Annotated in this window: 19 protein-coding genes; 15 read left to right on the forward strand and 4 right to left on the reverse strand. The window is 45.4% G+C overall.

The genetic code is table 11. The features are described from left to right. The first annotated feature begins 134 nt into the window (after positions 1–134). From HY877_07620 to HY877_07640, 5 genes are all read left to right on the forward strand, one after another. Positions 135–881 (forward strand): YebC/PmpR family DNA-binding transcriptional regulator, encoded by a 747-nt coding sequence (locus tag HY877_07620; GenBank protein ID MBI5300139.1) that lies wholly within the window; start codon positions 135–137, stop codon positions 879–881. A gap of 109 nt (positions 882–990) precedes the next feature. Continuing rightward, positions 991–1,461: a crossover junction endodeoxyribonuclease RuvC gene (gene ruvC / locus HY877_07625; GenBank protein MBI5300140.1), complete on the forward strand. Its 471-nt coding sequence runs from the start codon at positions 991–993 to the stop codon at positions 1,459–1,461. A gap of 21 nt (positions 1,462–1,482) precedes the next feature. Further along, positions 1,483–2,064, forward strand: coding sequence for a Holliday junction branch migration protein RuvA (gene ruvA, locus HY877_07630; GenBank protein ID MBI5300141.1), 582 nt, complete (start codon positions 1,483–1,485; stop codon positions 2,062–2,064). 105 nt (positions 2,065–2,169) lie between these two features. Then, on the forward strand, positions 2,170–3,189 hold the full coding sequence (ruvB, locus tag HY877_07635; GenBank protein MBI5300142.1) for a Holliday junction branch migration DNA helicase RuvB: 1,020 nt from the start codon (positions 2,170–2,172) through the stop codon (positions 3,187–3,189). Then, on the forward strand, positions 3,189–3,515 hold the full coding sequence (locus HY877_07640; GenBank protein MBI5300143.1) for a septum formation initiator family protein: 327 nt from the start codon (positions 3,189–3,191) through the stop codon (positions 3,513–3,515). The genes ruvB and HY877_07640 overlap by 1 nt, the downstream gene beginning before the upstream one ends. 267 nt (positions 3,516–3,782) lie before the next feature. Here the strand turns inward: HY877_07640 and recR are convergent, their stop codons facing one another. Beyond that, positions 3,783–4,376: a recombination protein RecR gene (recR, locus tag HY877_07645; GenBank protein MBI5300144.1), complete on the reverse strand. Its 594-nt coding sequence runs from the start codon at positions 4,374–4,376 to the stop codon at positions 3,783–3,785. Between the two features lie 198 nt (positions 4,377–4,574). Then, a complete protein-coding gene (gene dnaX / locus HY877_07650) occupies positions 4,575–6,311 on the reverse strand; it encodes a DNA polymerase III subunit gamma/tau (GenBank protein MBI5300145.1) in 1,737 nt (578 codons plus the stop codon). 162 nt (positions 6,312–6,473) lie between these two features. Between dnaX and ruvX the strand changes: the two genes are divergently transcribed. After that, a complete protein-coding gene (gene ruvX / locus HY877_07655) occupies positions 6,474–6,920 on the forward strand; it encodes a Holliday junction resolvase RuvX (GenBank protein MBI5300146.1) in 447 nt (148 codons plus the stop codon). A gap of 216 nt (positions 6,921–7,136) precedes the next feature. Next, positions 7,137–8,144 (forward strand): endolytic transglycosylase MltG, encoded by a 1,008-nt coding sequence (gene mltG / locus HY877_07660; GenBank protein MBI5300147.1) that lies wholly within the window; start codon positions 7,137–7,139, stop codon positions 8,142–8,144. Between the two features lie 148 nt (positions 8,145–8,292). On the opposite strand, the gene HY877_07665 is transcribed toward mltG, so the two are convergent. Further along, positions 8,293–10,014, reverse strand: coding sequence for a JDVT-CTERM domain-containing protein (locus HY877_07665; protein ID MBI5300148.1), 1,722 nt, complete (start codon positions 10,012–10,014; stop codon positions 8,293–8,295). A gap of 204 nt (positions 10,015–10,218) precedes the next feature. On the opposite strand from HY877_07665, the gene HY877_07670 reads away from it, so the two are divergent. From HY877_07670 to HY877_07680, 3 genes are all read left to right on the forward strand, one after another. Continuing rightward, entirely contained in the window at positions 10,219–10,434 is a 216-nt protein-coding gene (locus HY877_07670) for a DUF2281 domain-containing protein (protein ID MBI5300149.1), read from the forward strand. A 2-nt stretch (positions 10,435–10,436) separates the two neighbouring features. Continuing rightward, a complete protein-coding gene (locus HY877_07675) occupies positions 10,437–10,592 on the forward strand; it encodes a type II toxin-antitoxin system VapC family toxin (protein MBI5300150.1) in 156 nt (51 codons plus the stop codon). Positions 10,593–10,655: 63 nt separating this feature from the next. After that, positions 10,656–10,817, forward strand: coding sequence for a type II toxin-antitoxin system VapC family toxin (locus tag HY877_07680; GenBank protein ID MBI5300151.1), 162 nt, complete (start codon positions 10,656–10,658; stop codon positions 10,815–10,817). A gap of 57 nt (positions 10,818–10,874) precedes the next feature. On the opposite strand, the gene HY877_07685 is transcribed toward HY877_07680, so the two are convergent. Next, a complete protein-coding gene (locus tag HY877_07685) occupies positions 10,875–12,047 on the reverse strand; it encodes an ATP-binding protein (protein ID MBI5300152.1) in 1,173 nt (390 codons plus the stop codon). A 100-nt stretch (positions 12,048–12,147) separates the two neighbouring features. Between HY877_07685 and deoC the strand changes: the two genes are divergently transcribed. The 5 genes from deoC to HY877_07710 all read left to right on the forward strand — a co-directional run. Continuing rightward, the gene (deoC, locus tag HY877_07690) at positions 12,148–13,092 is read left to right on the forward strand and encodes a deoxyribose-phosphate aldolase (GenBank protein ID MBI5300153.1); all 945 of its coding nucleotides are present in this window, start codon (positions 12,148–12,150) and stop codon (positions 13,090–13,092) included. A gap of 176 nt (positions 13,093–13,268) precedes the next feature. Then, positions 13,269–14,771, forward strand: coding sequence for an aldehyde dehydrogenase family protein (locus HY877_07695; protein MBI5300154.1), 1,503 nt, complete (start codon positions 13,269–13,271; stop codon positions 14,769–14,771). Between the two features lie 8 nt (positions 14,772–14,779). Beyond that, complete coding sequence (locus HY877_07700) at positions 14,780–15,496, forward strand: transglycosylase SLT domain-containing protein (GenBank protein MBI5300155.1); 717 nt, start codon at positions 14,780–14,782, stop codon at positions 15,494–15,496. A 101-nt stretch (positions 15,497–15,597) separates the two neighbouring features. After that, complete coding sequence (locus HY877_07705) at positions 15,598–15,957, forward strand: hypothetical protein (GenBank protein ID MBI5300156.1); 360 nt, start codon at positions 15,598–15,600, stop codon at positions 15,955–15,957. 30 nt (positions 15,958–15,987) lie between these two features. After that, on the forward strand, positions 15,988–16,209 hold a 222-nt coding region (locus HY877_07710), incomplete at its 3' end, for an aldehyde dehydrogenase family protein (GenBank protein ID MBI5300157.1).

The following is a 16,209-nucleotide window of genomic DNA, read 5'->3' on the forward strand; positions in this document are numbered from 1 at the left end:
CGCCGAGCGATAAGCGGGCCCGACGGGTCGACCCGTCGGGAACCGCGGCCCCAAGAACTTGATGCGCCCACACCATTGCACCTATGACTAAGAAGATGTTTACAGCGTTCAAATTTTTGTGTTAGGCTTTCGGCATGTCAGGTCATTCCAAATGGTCCACCATCAAAAGAAAGAAAGGAGCCGCCGATGCCAAAAGAGGTAAAATTTTCTCCAAAATCATCCGCGAAATTACTGTTGCCGCACGGATCGGGGGCCCTGATCCAGATGGAAATCCACGGCTTAGGCTTGCTATTGATAAAGCCAAAGAAGCCAATATGCCAACCGACAACGTCTCGCGCGCCATCAAAAAAGGGAGCGGTGAGCTTGAAGGGGAAATCTACAAAGAGTTCACACTGGAAGGCTACGGCCCCGGCGGCACAGCGCTCCTCGTCGAAGTAATGACCAACAATCACAATCGAACTGTTGCCGAAGTCCGGCATCTCTTCAACAAATTGGGCGGCAATATGGGAGAAGCCGGTTCAGTCGGCTGGATGTTTCATAAAAAAGGTCTTCTTGTTTTTCCCAAATCGGTCGGCGAAGAAAAATTGATGGAAGTAGCGCTGGATGCCGGCGCGGAAGACATACAAAGCGCCGATGATCTTTTTGAAGTCATCACTCCTCCCAATTTATTGCATCAAATCAAAACAGCTTGCGAAGAGAAGGGGTTGAAACCTCAGAGCGCCTCCATTCAAATGATTCCACAAAACACCGTCCGCCTCGAAGGGTCTCAGGCTGAATCGATGCTTAGGTTGATGGAAGCGCTCGAAGACCACGACGATGTACAAAATGTCCACGCCAATTTTGACATTGATACAAATGTCATGGAGAAATTGGCTTCATAAAAACCAAAAATGAAAAATCAAAAATTAAAAACACACATTAAAAACAAAAAACTTTTTATTTTTAGTATGTGTTTTTAATTTTTGATTTTTCATTTTTAATATTTCTTTTATGATCATTCTTGGTATCGATCCTGGAACTTATTATACTGGCTACGGATTCGTCGAAAAAAATGGGGGAAGCACAAAACATATCGATAACGGACTGATTGCACCGGCAAAGGGTTTGGCCCTCCCGGAGCGTCTCAAATTTTTTTTCGAAGAAATTGGACGCTTGATAGAAAAGTTTTCCCCAAAAGAAATCGCACTTGAAGATGTTTTTGTGGCAAAAAATGCGCGATCGTCGCTGAAACTGGGGCATGCAAGAGGAGTGGCCATGCTGGCGGCGGCATGCAAAAATATTCCGGTGTTTGAATATTCACCGGCAGAGGTAAAGCAAGCGGTTAGCGGATTTGGTCAGGCAACAAAAGAGCAAATGCAAAAAATGATCTGTCTTCATTTAAAATTAAAAGAGGTGGCACAGGAAGATGCCACCGATGCACTGGCAGTGGCCCTGTGTCACAGCCAGACTAAAAGATTTTGATTTTTGCATTTTGATTTTTATATGATCGCTCACCTCAAAGGAGTCATTCATTCAAAATCCACCAACCAAGTTGTGGTTGAGGTGAACGGTGTCGGCTATCAAATTTTTGTTTCTCTCAACACTTTCTATGAACTTCCACCGGAAGGTTTCGAAATTTCTCTGTATATTTACAGCCACATTCGCGAAGACCAATTCACCCTTTTTGGTTTTTTAAATATTGATGAGAAAAATCTTTTCCAACAATTACTGAAAGTCACCGGCATCGGTCCTAAACTGGCGCTGACTCTTCTTTCGGGACTCTCCGCCCATGAAATCGGCACTGCCATTGCCAATGGAGATGTGATGAAGCTCAAGGCCATTCCGGGCATCGGCCAAAAAACCGCGGAGCGAATCATTCTGGATCTCAAAGGAAAAATTATTCCGGGCACCCCTGCCCTCAAACGCACAAATGCTAGTGAAACGTATGATGAAGCCTTGTCAGCCCTCACCCATTTGGGCTACACTGCCCAGCAAGCCGAGAAGGCACTGGAAAAAATCGAGTGGAACGCCGGTGTTCCTCTGAAAGAAGCGATCAAACAGGGGTTGAAAAATCTGGCAAAATAGATTCCCACGGGAATCTACCGAGTGAGCAAAGCGAACGTGAGGGGGAGGCTCCAATGGCTTTGCCATTGGAGGGGGCGACGCAAGCCCCTACAAATAGAAGGGACGATGGAAGAAAATATTTTTGACAAAGAACCTTTCGCTGAAGAAGATCAGTTGGAAATCACACTGCGTCCCAAACGTTTTTCTGAATTTGTCGGTCAGGAAGATATCAAAGAAAAATTGAAAATTTTTGTCACCGCCGCGAAACAGCGCGAAGAAGCTCTCGATCACGTTCTTTTTTCGGGACCGCCGGGACTTGGCAAAACCAGTCTTTCTCACATTATCGCCGCAGAACTTGGCGTGAAAATAACCGTCACGTCGGGACCCGCACTGGAGCGGCCCGGTGATGTTGCCGCCATTCTTACCAATTTAAATGAGCGCGATGTTTTATTTATCGACGAAATCCACCGTCTCCCGCGCATTGTGGAGGAAATTCTCTACCCTGCGATGGAAGATTTTCGTCTCGACATCATTGTCGGTCAGGGTCCCTCTGCAAAAAATATCCAGATTGATCTTCCCAAATTTACATTGGTAGGCGCCACCACACGCACCGGACTCATCACCTCTCCATTGCGCGATCGCTTTGGTATTGCGGTCCGTCTTGATTTTTATCCCGCAGAAGAACTGGAGCAGATCATCGGCCGGGCCGCGAAATTGTTTGGCGTCACCATTGATAGAGAAGCCTCTTTGGAATTGGGAAAGCGCTCACGCGGAACACCCCGCATTGCCAATCGTCTTTTGAAAAGAGTCCGCGATGTAGCGCAAGTTCGCGGTTCCGATAAAATCGATCTCGCAGTCACACGCACCGCTTTGAAAATGTTGGATGTTGATGAAAGAGGTTTCGATACAATGGACCGGAAAATTTTGAAGACAATCATCGAAAAATTTGAGGGAGGGCCTGTCGGTGTGGAAACGCTCTCTTCCGCTTTGAGCGAAGAAAAAGACACCCTTGAAGATGTGTACGAACCTTATCTCATTCAATGTGGTTTCTTGAATCGCACACCGCGCGGACGTATTGCAACATCATTGGCTTACACTCATTTTGGAATAACACCCAAAAATATTTCGCAGGAAGAATTGTTCTAATGTTTTCAAGAATCAGAACCATCCCTCCTTTTTTTTTGCAGATTGTTCGCTCTCTTCCTCTAAGAAGCTGGCTCGTTATTTTCGGTGCCGGACTTTTCCTGTGGTTCTGGATTTTTGGACACAATGGTCTGGTGGACTTGGAACATCTAATTCGCTTACAAAGAAACTACACCCAACAGAAACAATCTCTTGCCGAAGAAAAAGAACAACTGGAACAGGACCTCAAAAACATGGAAAACCCCCGCTACCTTAAACATCTCATCCACCAAGAATTGGGTTATGTCGAATCCGACGAAGTGGTGATTCAGTTTCAGGAAAAGAAATAGGGCACCTCTAAAAACCTATGAAAACCACAATTTGTCATTCCTCGCTGTGCTCCGAATCTACTTTGTTATCAAGCAGATTCTTCGCGGAGTTTATCCTGAGCCCGAACAGATTCTTCGCGGAGTTTATCCTGAGCCCGAACAGATTCTTCGCTTCGCTCAAAATGACAAAGCGAAGGGCTCAGAATGACAAAGCGAAGGGCTCAGAATGACAATAATGGCGAAGGGTTCAGGATGACAAGCGGGGTTTTTAGAGGCGCCCTAGATAGTCTAAACCTCGCGGCGTTCTTCGAAGGCTTTGCAGAGGGTGGAGGCGTCCAGATATTCAAGTTCGCCACCCACGGGAATTCCTGTGGCGAGACGAGTGAGGCGAACGCCCAGTGGTTTAAGAAGTTTGGTGAGATAGAGGGCTGTCGCATCCCCTTCCACATTGGCGTTGGTGGCGAGAATAATTTCTTTGGGTTGGGTGTCTTGAAGACGGACTAATAATTCCTTTATTTTCAATTCGTTAGGGCCTATCCCTTCAAGTGGCGATAACACTCCATGTAATACGTGATAGTTTCCTCTGAAACTCCCTGTTTTTTCGAGGGCAACCACATCGGAAGGTTCCGCCACCACACAAATCTGATGTTTTTTCCGGCGGTGATCGGAGCAAACACGGCACGGGTCTTGTTCGGTCACATTATTACAGAGAGAGCAGAGTCTTGCCTTATCGTGCAACTCGCGCAAGGCATCGCTTAAATCTTTGGTGACTTGTTTGGGGGCTCGGAGCAGGAAAAAAGTCAGGCGGGTAGCAGTCTTTTCCCCCACCCCGGGCAATTTTCCAAGCGCATGAATCAATTTATCTATAGGACCGGGTGACATATATTAGAAATTGTTTGATTAAAAATTTGCAATTCTGGAATTTCTGCGCCGTTTCACATTTCCGGTTTTGTCATCCCCGCGAAGGCGGGGATCCAGTCTTGTTCATCTTTATTGGATTCCTGCTCCCTGCCTACTGCCTGCAGGGACAAGCTTCGCAGGAATGACATAGTAAAATGAATCATTTAACCAAACCACCTTTTAATCAATATCTGTTTTTATCTCTTCTACTACAGCACCGAAGATGTTGGTTGCTTCGCGGACGGCTTCGTGTTTCAGGGCTTGCTCTCGCAAAATTTTTGTCTGTGATTTGGAATTGTCACTCTCTGCGGAAACGACTTTCTCGTTGAAAATAATTTGCAATGAAAGTGGTCTTCCAAAAAATTTTGTCAAGGTGTCCTGCAATTGGCGTTTGCGATCTTCTTCTTGTAACATTTCTCCATAAACAGAAGCTTTTTCGAATTGGATTGTTACCGATTTTTCTTCGAGATTCACCATTCGGCCGTGGCTCAAAATAGAAGACAACTGCGGCTTTTCTTTTTGCACCCATTTTTCAAAATCGCTCCATTTGGCTGTTGTAGGCACCGTTACAGGCGTTGCCGCCACTGTTTTAGTTACAGGCATCGGTGCACCTTGTAATTTTTCCAGTCGTTCTAGAATAGCATTCAGTGGAACAATCTGTGCCACTTGAGTCATTCGAATCAACAACACCTCGAAAACCATTTTGGGGAAAGCCGCACGGGCAATATCTTCCGCCCCGCGATAGGCAATTGAAAAAAGTTGATCAAGCTCTGAAGCCTCGCCCAACCCGCTTAACGTTTGCAATGTGGCTAGCTCTTCTTTGGGAAGATCGAGCCACACTGGAGCACTTCCCAAAGAGCGGATCAGCAAAAGATTACGAAAAGCATTCAAAATATCCTGCGCGAGACGATTCAGGTCACTTCCACTCTGATAAAACTCATTGAGACGATTCAAAGCACCCTGACGATCTTTTTCCAAAATTGATTTGAGAAGATCCCAAAGTTGCGCGCGATCCAAAAAGCCGAACATTTTTTTTAGATCGTCGTAGCGAACTTCACTGCCGGCAAAAGCAATCGCCTGATCCAGCAAACTCTGCGCATCACGCAAACTTCCCTGAGCCTCATGCGCGATGAGATGGAAGGCGTCTTCTTGACTCCGCAAATCCTCCGGATTTGCTTCGCGGCCCGGCAAAGCCGGGCCTTGACCTTCAAAGACGGCCTTTTCCAGTTTGGCCAATTTTTTGAGCGAGGCCACCAGTTCAGGAATCGGAATGCGGCGAAAATCATAACGTTGACAGCGGGACAAAATAGTTGCGGGAATTTTATGTACTTCCGTTGTCGCGAAAATAAAAATTACATGTGGAGGAGGTTCTTCGAGCGTTTTGAGCAAAGCGTTAAAAGCCGATGTTGAAAGCATGTGCACTTCATCGATGATATAAATTTTATAACGCCCTTTTGCGGGAAGATATTTAACCTGCTCACGGATTTCACGCACATCCTCAACGCTGGTATTGGAGGCGCCGTCAATTTCATGGACATCAAGCGATTTCCCCTGAATAATGTCGAGGCAGTTTGGACACTGATCACATGGCTCCATTAGACTCCGCAAACTCTGCGAGTTTGCTTCGCGACACGGCAAAGCCGGGTCTTGACTTATACTCCGCAAACTCTGCGAGTTTGCTTCGCGACCCGGCAAAGCCGGGTCTTGACCACCGACCCCCTTTTCACAATTCAGCGCCTTTGCCAAAATGCGAGCCACGGTGGTTTTTCCAATCCCACGCGCACCGGTAAAAAGATAGGCATGATGGATCCGGTTGGAAGCCAGCGCGTTCTGTAAAGTTTGGGTTACGTGCATCTGCCCAACGACTTCGCCAAAGAGTTGCGGTCGGTATTTGCGGGCTAATACTTGATAGGACATGGCCGATCCGTAACCTAATTGGAAAAACCATGCAAGTGGCAATAATAAAGGCTCAAATTAAAAATAAAAAACCAAAGATTAAAAACACATACCAAAAATAAGAAATACCGCATTTTTGATTTTTGGTTTTTAATTTTTGGTTTTTTAAACTAGGCTGTCCCAATGCAACGCATTCTCTGTCTTGATGTGGGGACAAAACGGATTGGAGTGGCCATCAGTGATCCGTTTGGCAAAACTGCTCAGGGCATCACGACACTAATACGCACCACCTTCCCAAAAGATTGCGCTCAAATTTTGAAAATCTTTCAGGAATATGATGTCGAAAAAATTCTCATCGGTTTACCCACTGATTTGGAAGATGCCGAAGGTCCGCAAGCCAAAAAAGTTCGCTTCTTTGAAGAGGGACTTGAAAAATTTCTAAAAGAAAACCACCTTGATATTCAAATTCAATTTTGGGATGAAAGTTTTTCGTCAAGAGAGGCGGAATCGATTCTTTTGGAAGGAGATTTAAGCCGAAAAAAAAGGCGCAAAGTGATCGACAAACTTGCCGCCGCACTGATTTTGCAGGACTATCTAAATTCTTATGAGGGCACCTCTAAAAACCTATGAAAACCACAATTTGTCATTCCTCGCTACGCTCCGAATCTACTTTGTTATCAAGCAGATCCTTCACGGAGTTTACCCTGAGCACGAGCAGATTCTTCGCGGAGTTTACCCTGAGCCCGAACAGATTCTTCGCTTCGCTCAGAATGACAAAGCGAAGGGCTCAGAATGACAATGATGGCGAAGGGTTCAGGATGACAAGCGGTGTTTTTAGAGGCGCCCATGATTAAAAGAATATTCAAAGTCTGCATTTTTCTTCTGCTGCCCCTGCTTGCCGCCCTGTCCCTCGTTTTTGTTTATCTCCATCACCCTGTTCAACCCCGTGAAGCCGTGATGGTCGTTGAAAAAGGCATGGCGTTTCGGACAGTGACAAGCCATCTGGCAAAGCGGGGAATTATCGAATACCCGTGGCTTTTCTTTTTGTATGCCCATCTGCGCGGCGAAACAAAAGGAATCAAAGCGGGAGAATATCTTTTCAGCCAGCCTATCAATCCCCTTGATGTGCTTCAACGCCTCGTGCACGGGCGCGTCAATGCTTACAAGGTGCAAATTATTGAAGGATGGACGCTTCATCAAATTGCCAATTATCTTGCGGGTCTCCCGTTCATAAAAAATCCCGATTTTAAAAAAGAGTTTTTAGATCTCACAGAAAACAAGGAATTTATTCAATCGCTTGAAATAAATAGCCCAACGTTGGAGGGTTATCTTTTTCCGAACACCTATTATCTTTATGCCGATACTCCCCCCGCCGATTATCTCCGAAATTTTGTCAAAGAATTTAAAAAGAATTATCAACTTGCAACGGGCACTCTCAAAACAATCCCCGTCTATTCCCAAAATCAGATTATGACACTCGCTTCGTTGATCGAAAAAGAGGCGGGCGTTGAAGGGGAACGTCCTCTTGTGGCTTCTGTTTTTTATAATCGCCTCGCAAAGGGAATGCCTCTGCAAAGTGATCCCACCGTTATTTATGGAATCAAAAATTTTGACGGCGACATTAAGAAAGTGGATATTGCCAACCCGCATCCTTATAATACGTACGTCCATGCGGGATTTCCACCCGGCCCCATCTGCAATCCCGGATTGGCTTCGATCAAAGCGGCTTTGCAACCGGCGCAAACAAATTATATTTATTTTGTTTCGAAAGGAAATGGAACGCACCAATTTTCAGAAACGATTCAGGAACATGAAGAGGGAGTCAAAAGACTTCTACTAAAAGACCTAATGTAGATTCCCACGGGCAAACCCGTGGCACTTTTGAAAACGTGCTTCGCACGGTACTATGTGGGCTTGTTTGAGAGGAATCTACTCAGTGAGCAAAGCGAACGTGAGGGGGAGGCTCCAACGGCTTTGCCGTTGGAGGGGGCGACGCAAGCCCCTATAAATAGACCAGCCTACGGCGCCGGAGAATCAGCAAAAATAAAGAGATTGGGAAAAGTACCGCAAGAGAAGGATCAAAAGAAGCGTTGTTATTTAACGAACACCCGCCTCCACCTTTGGAAAAATTACTTTTCGGAGCTGAATCGGTATTGGGACCTGCGGAAGGATCAGGTTGGTTGGAATGACCCACCGGTCCAACATTGCCTCTGTCATTGCCACCACCATTATTGGGAGGGGCTGTTTCGAGATCATCGCAATTACAACAAAAATTCATGATCTGGCCTGAAGGACAGGCGATAACTTCACTACATTGCCCTGTGCATTCTCTCGCAGAAGGCGTTGCCGAATTCTCTGACGTATCCTCCGATGGTGTTTCGGAATTATCTTGGAAATCTGCCATAGCAGTCCCGATAAATTCAACCTGTTGGACTTCATCGTTCCGATGGAAAAATCCTGAGAGATCAATCGCGGTTTGAGTTTCCTCTCCAATAAATGCTTCTTTGCAATATGTCTTGGCGCCTCTGACGATGTCATCGTAGCAAACCGTGGTATCGTAGATCAGTCCTCTTGATTTCCAACAAAATCTATTATGCCAAACATCTAAGCGAACCGGAAAAGACGTCCCATTACTACAAAGTGGCCAATAACTGGTGGCCGGCGGATCGGGATAATTGTGATCCTCGCGACTAGGCATATTGACGCCATATTCCAAATCCTGAAAATAATTCTCACCGGAAAAAACATCCTGAAGAGTCTGGGCATAATAATTGATTTTTGCGCACTTCAACTGGATGCCTTCCCACACTTCTCCCACTCGTACTTTAAAACCTTTTACATATTCCCCATCGTGACACAGCGCCGTGTAGGTCGCGCCTCCTTCTCCGCCACATTTTGTCGGTCCATAATCAACAAGAGATGGATTGTTTATGTTGACACAAATAACACCGATATTATCAACCAAACTCCCTGATCGAACATTCAATCCCTTTATGATCATACCCTCAGGACACTCGGTTCTGCAGGGGTCAGAGGTGTGAGCGTCGGACTGAATACAATCTCCTTCTTCGAATTCGTTCTTGAGTGTTAACTTAATTTTTTGGGGCGGAGTAACAGGTTGCGATGCACCACCGGGAAAAGGATGACATTCGCCGGAAATACGTGTCAAATAATTCCCTTGATGAGAGATGTCATACCCAACACTTATTTGGGTCAACGCTTCCTGTGTAGGGCAAGTACGGAATGTGGATGGAATTTCACCCCTAAGAAATTTTGCCTGAGCCTGATCATCCGATGGAATAACGGCGTAAATGCCATCTTCTTTTGTGTTATCATCATACAAAATATCTCCGGAGAACCGCGTGCAAACGAGAATAATACCGGTTATCCCTCCATCCTCGCCAATTTTCCAACCGGTCGCCACATAATTTTCGGGACACTTGATCCAACTGATACCCCCACTGGCTAACAATGCAATATCCTCTGAAATTCCATTGCCTTGACAATGAAAGCTATCAGGGGGCGGCAAAGTATAGGAAGTCCGTGACACGTTGATTTTATCAACGAAAGAACCGTCAGAACACGAACCACTTTTTGTAGCACCACCCCCGTCACTATGGTCTGCCCCAACAGCCCCCAAAGAAGGAAAGGAAAAAAGAATTTTAGGGAAGAAAACTCCCATCAAAAAAATCAGGCAGGTACAAGTTATAATCCATTTTTTCATATCCTCATAATGTCTATGCAAATAACAAGCCAAAAATATCAAATTTTCTTTAGTAAATTCAACTGATTAGCATTGGCTTAACGTATAAAAATCCCCAATCGGAGAGTTAAGACCCCAAAAGGGGGTGACAAACGTCCAAAGGGAATCCACAGAATTTAAAGAAGACAATTGAAAGCGATCCATGTATGGGGGCATAACATGAGCATGGCTACTGCAAAATCACTGGGAAGAATCATTCAGGAATTGCCGGAAGAGCTTCGCAATGAGGTGGAGGATTTTGCCTATTATCTCTGGGAGAGACGCGTTTCCAATGGCAAACAGCTCAAGGAGTTTGATTTCGATCGTTTGATCGGAATGGGACTGCTGGCACCGCTGAATCCGAATCCACAATTTAAAAATGAAGATAAACTTTGGGAATAAACATGGTCGTTGACACCTCTGTTTTACTTGCCATTTTTTTCAAGGAAAAGCATGCCCTCTGGGCCAAAACTCAGCTGAAAAATTATCAGGGAAAGTTGCGGATGAGCACGGTAAATTTGGCGGAAGTTTTAATTTTGATTCAGGATCGTCAGCCATAGATTTTTGAACAACTCAAGAAGGAAGTTTTTTCTCTCCCGATTCGATTCGTTCCTCCGAATGTTTTGCAAGCCGAGACAAGCGCAGTTGCCCGTTTGAAATTTCCCGCCCTGAATTTGGGCGATTGTTTCGCCTACGCACTGGCCAAAGAGGAGTCCTGCCCCGTTTTAACTCTCGATGAGGATTTTGTAAAATCCGATATCGAAGTGCTATTTCCGGAAAAATAAAGACATAAAAGGAATTCTAAAGGGCACATCTGGAAACCGTGATAATTGGGAACATCCCTAAAGACAGAGGCGTTCCAGACCCTCTTTCCATGGCAGGATCAAAACATTTTTCACTTTTCTTTCTTCGGTACCACGGCAAAGACAAACGCACTCGCAATCGCCAAAATCATGCGCAATGCGTTCAAGAGACCGCAATTCGCCCGCATCGACAAAATCGGCAGACTTGATCTCGATGAGAATCGGAGATTTTCCCGGCCGTTCCATAACCAGATCAACCTCCGCATCTTCATGCGTCCTGAAATAATACAAACGAAAACCCAATTGATAATACGAATTCAATCGCATCAGCTCCAGAATAATGAAGTGTTCAAAGGCTTCGCCAAACGCGTAAGTCTGCGGCAAAAGTTCAACGGTAAGCGTACCCTCCAACGCCCGTTTCACTCCTGTGTCAAAAAGATAAAATTTGGGCGCTTTTGTTTCACGTTTTCTGACAGAACGATGGTAAGGCTGGAGAATCACCCCAACCAAGGTATCTTCAAGTATCTGATAATAAGATTGGACCGTTTTTGCATCCGTGCCGATATCACGCCCTATTTTTGAATAGTTGAGAATCTTTCCGTTGCATTGAGCGGCCACTTCCAAAAAATGGGCGAAGGGTTCAAGCTTTCTCACAATTTGTTCATTCCAGATTTCTTCTTTCAGATAGGTTCTTCCATAGGTTTCAAGATAAGCCCGCTTGTCCGACGCATTGTCGTAGGAATAAATCCCGGGCAATGAGCCATATTGCAGTACATCCTTGAGATCAAAAGGATTCCCCAATTCACGATGGGTCAGGGGAAAAAGTTCATAAAGGAATGCCCTTCCTGCCAGAAGATTTGCGGCTCCGCGTTTTAGCTTGCGGGCACTGGACCCCGTCAAAACAAATTGCAACGGACGCTTAGCACGTTTTGTTTCTTCAATTTGTTGATGGACAACATCAAGAAGCTTGGGCAGTTTTTGTATTTCGTCTATGACGACTCGTTTCAAATCCGGACCCTTTGCCCTAATCTGTTCGATCAAAAAATTTGGATGCCTCAGGAGCAGAGCCTCCTTTTCCAGATTGAGCAAGTCAATGAACAGCGTGTCTTCGTCTGAAAAATTGGCAGACAGATAAGTTGATTTTCCAGTTCCTCGCGCACCAAATAAAAAAAAGCTGTTTGTTTTTGATGGATTAACTATTCTGGAGAACATACTCCGCATTATCGGCGAAAATAGGGATAAAGGTCAATGGTATTTTTACAGGAAAAAGGGGAGTGACAAGGTCTTGTAAACGTGTTTAAAGGCCAACGCAATGCAAACGGTTGACCAAATTGGTATTGAAGAGCGAGCCGCTTCTCTTGCCAAACGTTCCATCAAAAAACAGACCAAAGTAGAAGGCATCCTGCTTGCGATCAGCATGATTGATCTCACCACACTGGAAGGAAAAGATTCCGCCGGAAAAGTGCAAGCGATGTGTCAAAAGGCGATCCGACCGTTAGACTCCGCAAATTTGCAGAGTCAATGTCAAGGCCCGGCTTTGCCGGGCCGCGAAGCAAACTCGAAGAGTTTGCGGAGTCAAATGATACCCAGTGTTGCGGCGGTTTGTGTTTATCCCAGTATGATTCCTATTGCGAAAAAAGCTCTGAAGGGAACGCAAATTAAAATCGCTTCGGTGGCAACCGGTTTTCCAAGCGGGCTGACTCCCCTTTCAATTAAAATTGAAGAAACAAAAAAAGCGGTGGCCATGGGGGCGGATGAAATCGACATGGTACTTTCCCGTGGAAATTTTTTGTCAGGCGAATATGAAAAAGTTTCCGATGAAATCAGTCTTGTCAAAGAAGCGTGCGGCGACTCTCATCTCAAAGTGATTTTGGAAACAGGAGAATTGGAAACCTATGACAATGTACGCAAAGCCAGTTTTTTGGCGATGAACGCGGGAGCCAATTTTATCAAGACCTCCACGGGCAAAGCGGCCGTGAACGCGACACTCCCCGTCACATTGGTGATGTTGGAAGCAATTCGCGACTACTGGTATCAAACAGGCCGGATGATAGGCATGAAACCGGCCGGAGGTATTCGCACCTCGAAACAAGCACTCCAATATCTGGTGATGGTGAAAGAAACACTGGGAGATGCGTGGCTTTCCAACGAATGGTTTCGCTTCGGCGCCAGCACATTGACAAACGATTTGCTGATGCAATTGGCAAAAGAAGCAACGGGAAATTATCAATCGCTGGATTATTTTACGAATGATTAAAGAAACTTCTAAAAAATTGCATAACTGTCATCCCCGCCCCGTATCGCGGTACGGGGTAAACTCCGGCGGGGATCCAGATATTTCAACAATTGCTGGATCCCTGCTGGAGTTTACCCCTGCGGAGGCAGGGGCAGGAATGACAGAAAAATATAATTATTATGACAAATGAGGGACCTATGACAGCACCTGAAAAAAAAGTGACCCGTTTGGAAGTGGTTGAACCAAAAAGTTTGCAATTTGGAAAAAAGTGGGACTATGCCCCCTCTCCCGAATCAACCGATCCCGTTAAAATCAAATTGCGTTACGAACTTTTCATCGGTGGAAAATTTACAGTTCCGAAATCTGGAAATTATTTTAAGACCATCAATCCCGCGACAGAAGAGGTTTTATCAGAGGTTGCCGAAGCCAATGAGGCGGATGTTGATATCGCCGTCAAAGCGGCACGCGTAGCCTATGAAAAATATTGGTCCAAACTTGCTCCCGCTGAACGAGCCAAATATATTTTCAGAATCGCCCGACAGCTTCAAGAAAAAGCGCGCGAATTTGCCATTCTGGAAACGATGGACAACGGCAAACCGATCAAAGAAACCAGAGACTTTGATGTCCCCACTGCGGCGGCGCATCTTTTCTATCACGCAGGCTGGGCAGACAAACTGGAATATGCTTTTCCCGGACGCAAAACACGCCCTCTCGGCGTTTGCGGTCTTATTGTCCCGTGGAATTTTCCGCTCCTGATCGCCATATGGAAAATCGCCCCTGCCTTGGCCACCGGCAACACCGTCGTCATCAAGCCATCCAAGACAACGTCCCTTTCGCTCTTGCACTTGGCCAAAATTATTGAAGAAGCCGATCTCCCGCCGGGGGTTGTCAATGTCGTCACCGGCACGGGCAAAACCGGAGACATGATCGTGCGTCATCAGGACATTCAAAAAATTTCTTTCACCGGTTCTACCGCCGTTGGAAAGGGTATTATCAAGGCAACTGCAGGAACCGGAAAAAGACTGACCATGGAACTCGGAGGTAAATCGGCCAACATCATTTTTGAAGACGCCGCCATCGATCAAGCCATTGAGGGAATTATTCAGGGAATTTATTTCAATCAGGGTCATGTTTGCTGTGCCGGTTCGAGGCTTTTCGTTCAGGAAGGAATTCGTGATTTGGTTATTCGCAAACTGAAAGACCGGATTCAAAGCCTGCGATTGGGGAATCCGCTCGATAAAAACACGGATATTGGCGCCATCATCTCGGGAGAACAGCTGGAGACTATCCGGGAACTCGTAAAATCGGGAGTAGATGAAGGCTGTGAAATTTATCAGGCCCCTTGCGAACTGCCGAAAAAAGGTTTCTGGTTTGCCCCAACGTTCTTTACCGGTGTCGCGCAATCGAACCGGATCGCGAGGGAAGAAATTTTTGGCCCCGTCTTATCAATCCTCACCTTTCGCACGCCGGAAGAGGCTGTTGAAAAAGCCAACAACACAGCTTATGGGTTGGCAGGCGCCGTCTGGACAGACAAGGGTTCCAAAATTTTCAAAATTTCATCAAAGCTAAAGTCTGGTGTTGTCTGGGGAAACACCTACAATAAATTTGATCCCGCATCGCCCTTTGGCGGTTACAAAGAATCCGGCTTCGGGCGCGAAGGAGGATTACACGGCCTTTTGCCGTATGTGGAGTTGGAATAGGGAAATCCATGCCTCAGAATCAAAGAAAATCAAATGTTGATTCGTGGTTGAAAAAAGCGACAACACGCCAAAGAAAGGCTTTGGAAACCGCCTCAAAGTATTTTGATAAAGGGGATTCTTTGACCGTCAACACTCTAGAGGCCATTTACGGACAGGAAAGCGGTTTTGGTTCCAACAGGAGAAGTCGCGGCATCAAGGGTGCCGCGGGAGACATGCAATTCGAAAAAGCTACGGCAATAAGGGTGGGACTTAAAGTTTCCAAAAAGAATGATGAAAGATTCGATATTGCCAAAGCCGCAAGGGCAACGGCTAGATATTTAAAACAATTGGATGCTTCATTTAGTAAAGAAACGAGTTTGGGACCAAATATCAAAACAATTTCCATCCAAGATGCTGATGAAAGGAAAAAATTTGTCCTTGCTTCTATTAACGGTGGCGAAGGAAGGATTGCCCAAGCACAGAAACAGACATTTACGGCGGGAAGAAATCCGGCAAAATGGGATGATGTGAAGGAATATCTTAAAATAGCGGGAGCAACTGTCAGCAAGGTGAAAGAAATCGGGGAGTACGTAACGGCCCTTGGCCGATATGAAGAAGAATTTTCCAGAAAATCACCGGCAGACAAAACATGGAAAGATCGTCCCTCTCCTCTGGAAACTGGTTCGGAATTGGACGGAGGACATTGGATCACCAAAGATGGAAAACACATTTATATCGAAAACTGATGAAACCAACTCTTTTCCATCACAAAAAAATAGCCCTTTTTCTCATCTGTTTTTGTCTTTTTTTAACGGAAGCCAAAGCCGGGGAGAAAGCATCTCTGAATTTGGCTCAATTTTATGCGGACCCCATAACCAAAGGTCTGCGCAAAACCTTCGATAATTATCATAAGCAATACCGGCAAAACCCGTCATTTTATCATGTTGGGATTGAAAACATGCGGCCTTATTTTTATCTATTTGCTGAAAAATTTATTGTGATGGATATACAAGAAACAGGATTTGGCGGTTCTTTTGTAACGATTATGATTTCTCCCAAGAAAAGATTCTTATGGCAGTTATGGATCAGTCAAATAGATACGGAAGAATACAATATTCGCGAAATCAAAGAAATCGCTACAAATAAAGAGGATGCACAACAGTTAACATCTTTGATTTCGGAAAAGCTTATGAAGTATTGGCTATGATGTTTTAAAAATTTTTGGAGGCAAATATTTATGAACCCACGAGCACCCATTCTCAAAACCTACAAACTTTTTATCGGCGGACAATTTCCGCGCACCGAATCAGGGCGCTATTTTCAAATTCTTAATCCCAAAACAAAAAAACCTTTCGCCAATGTTTCACAAGGTTCCAGAAAAGATGTGCGGGATGCGGTAACCGCCGCGCGAAAAGCTTTTCCGGGATGGAGTTCCAAAACCGCCTACAACCGCGGACAA

This window comes from Deltaproteobacteria bacterium (assembly GCA_016213065.1).
Lineage (GTDB): Bacteria > UBA10199 > UBA10199 > SPLOWO2-01-44-7 > SPLOWO2-01-44-7 > JACRBV01.

What these genes read in the sequence shown, in the direction of transcription:
- HY877_07685 (MBI5300152.1), bottom strand. Translation starts at nt 12,047, where the DNA reads ATGTTCTCCAGAATAGTTAATCCATCAAAAACAAACAGCTTTTTTTTA.
- ruvB (MBI5300142.1), top strand. Translation starts at nt 2,170, where the DNA reads ATGGAAGAAAATATTTTTGACAAAGAACCTTTCGCTGAAGAAGATCAG.
- mltG (MBI5300147.1), top strand. Translation starts at nt 7,137, where the DNA reads ATGATTAAAAGAATATTCAAAGTCTGCATTTTTCTTCTGCTGCCCCTG.
- HY877_07700 (MBI5300155.1), top strand. Translation starts at nt 14,780, where the DNA reads ATGCCTCAGAATCAAAGAAAATCAAATGTTGATTCGTGGTTGAAAAAA.
- dnaX (MBI5300145.1), bottom strand. Translation starts at nt 6,311, where the DNA reads ATGTCCTATCAAGTATTAGCCCGCAAATACCGACCGCAACTCTTTGGC.
- HY877_07670 (MBI5300149.1), top strand. Translation starts at nt 10,219, where the DNA reads ATGGCTACTGCAAAATCACTGGGAAGAATCATTCAGGAATTGCCGGAA.
- ruvX (MBI5300146.1), top strand. Translation starts at nt 6,474, where the DNA reads ATGCAACGCATTCTCTGTCTTGATGTGGGGACAAAACGGATTGGAGTG.
- HY877_07695 (MBI5300154.1), top strand. Translation starts at nt 13,269, where the DNA reads ATGACAGCACCTGAAAAAAAAGTGACCCGTTTGGAAGTGGTTGAACCA.
- HY877_07620 (MBI5300139.1), top strand. Translation starts at nt 135, where the DNA reads ATGTCAGGTCATTCCAAATGGTCCACCATCAAAAGAAAGAAAGGAGCC.
- HY877_07675 (MBI5300150.1), top strand. Translation starts at nt 10,437, where the DNA reads ATGGTCGTTGACACCTCTGTTTTACTTGCCATTTTTTTCAAGGAAAAG.
- ruvC (MBI5300140.1), top strand. Translation starts at nt 991, where the DNA reads ATGATCATTCTTGGTATCGATCCTGGAACTTATTATACTGGCTACGGA.
- HY877_07640 (MBI5300143.1), top strand. Translation starts at nt 3,189, where the DNA reads ATGTTTTCAAGAATCAGAACCATCCCTCCTTTTTTTTTGCAGATTGTT.
- ruvA (MBI5300141.1), top strand. Translation starts at nt 1,483, where the DNA reads ATGATCGCTCACCTCAAAGGAGTCATTCATTCAAAATCCACCAACCAA.
- HY877_07665 (MBI5300148.1), bottom strand. Translation starts at nt 10,014, where the DNA reads ATGAAAAAATGGATTATAACTTGTACCTGCCTGATTTTTTTGATGGGA.
- deoC (MBI5300153.1), top strand. Translation starts at nt 12,148, where the DNA reads ATGCAAACGGTTGACCAAATTGGTATTGAAGAGCGAGCCGCTTCTCTT.
- recR (MBI5300144.1), bottom strand. Translation starts at nt 4,376, where the DNA reads ATGTCACCCGGTCCTATAGATAAATTGATTCATGCGCTTGGAAAATTG.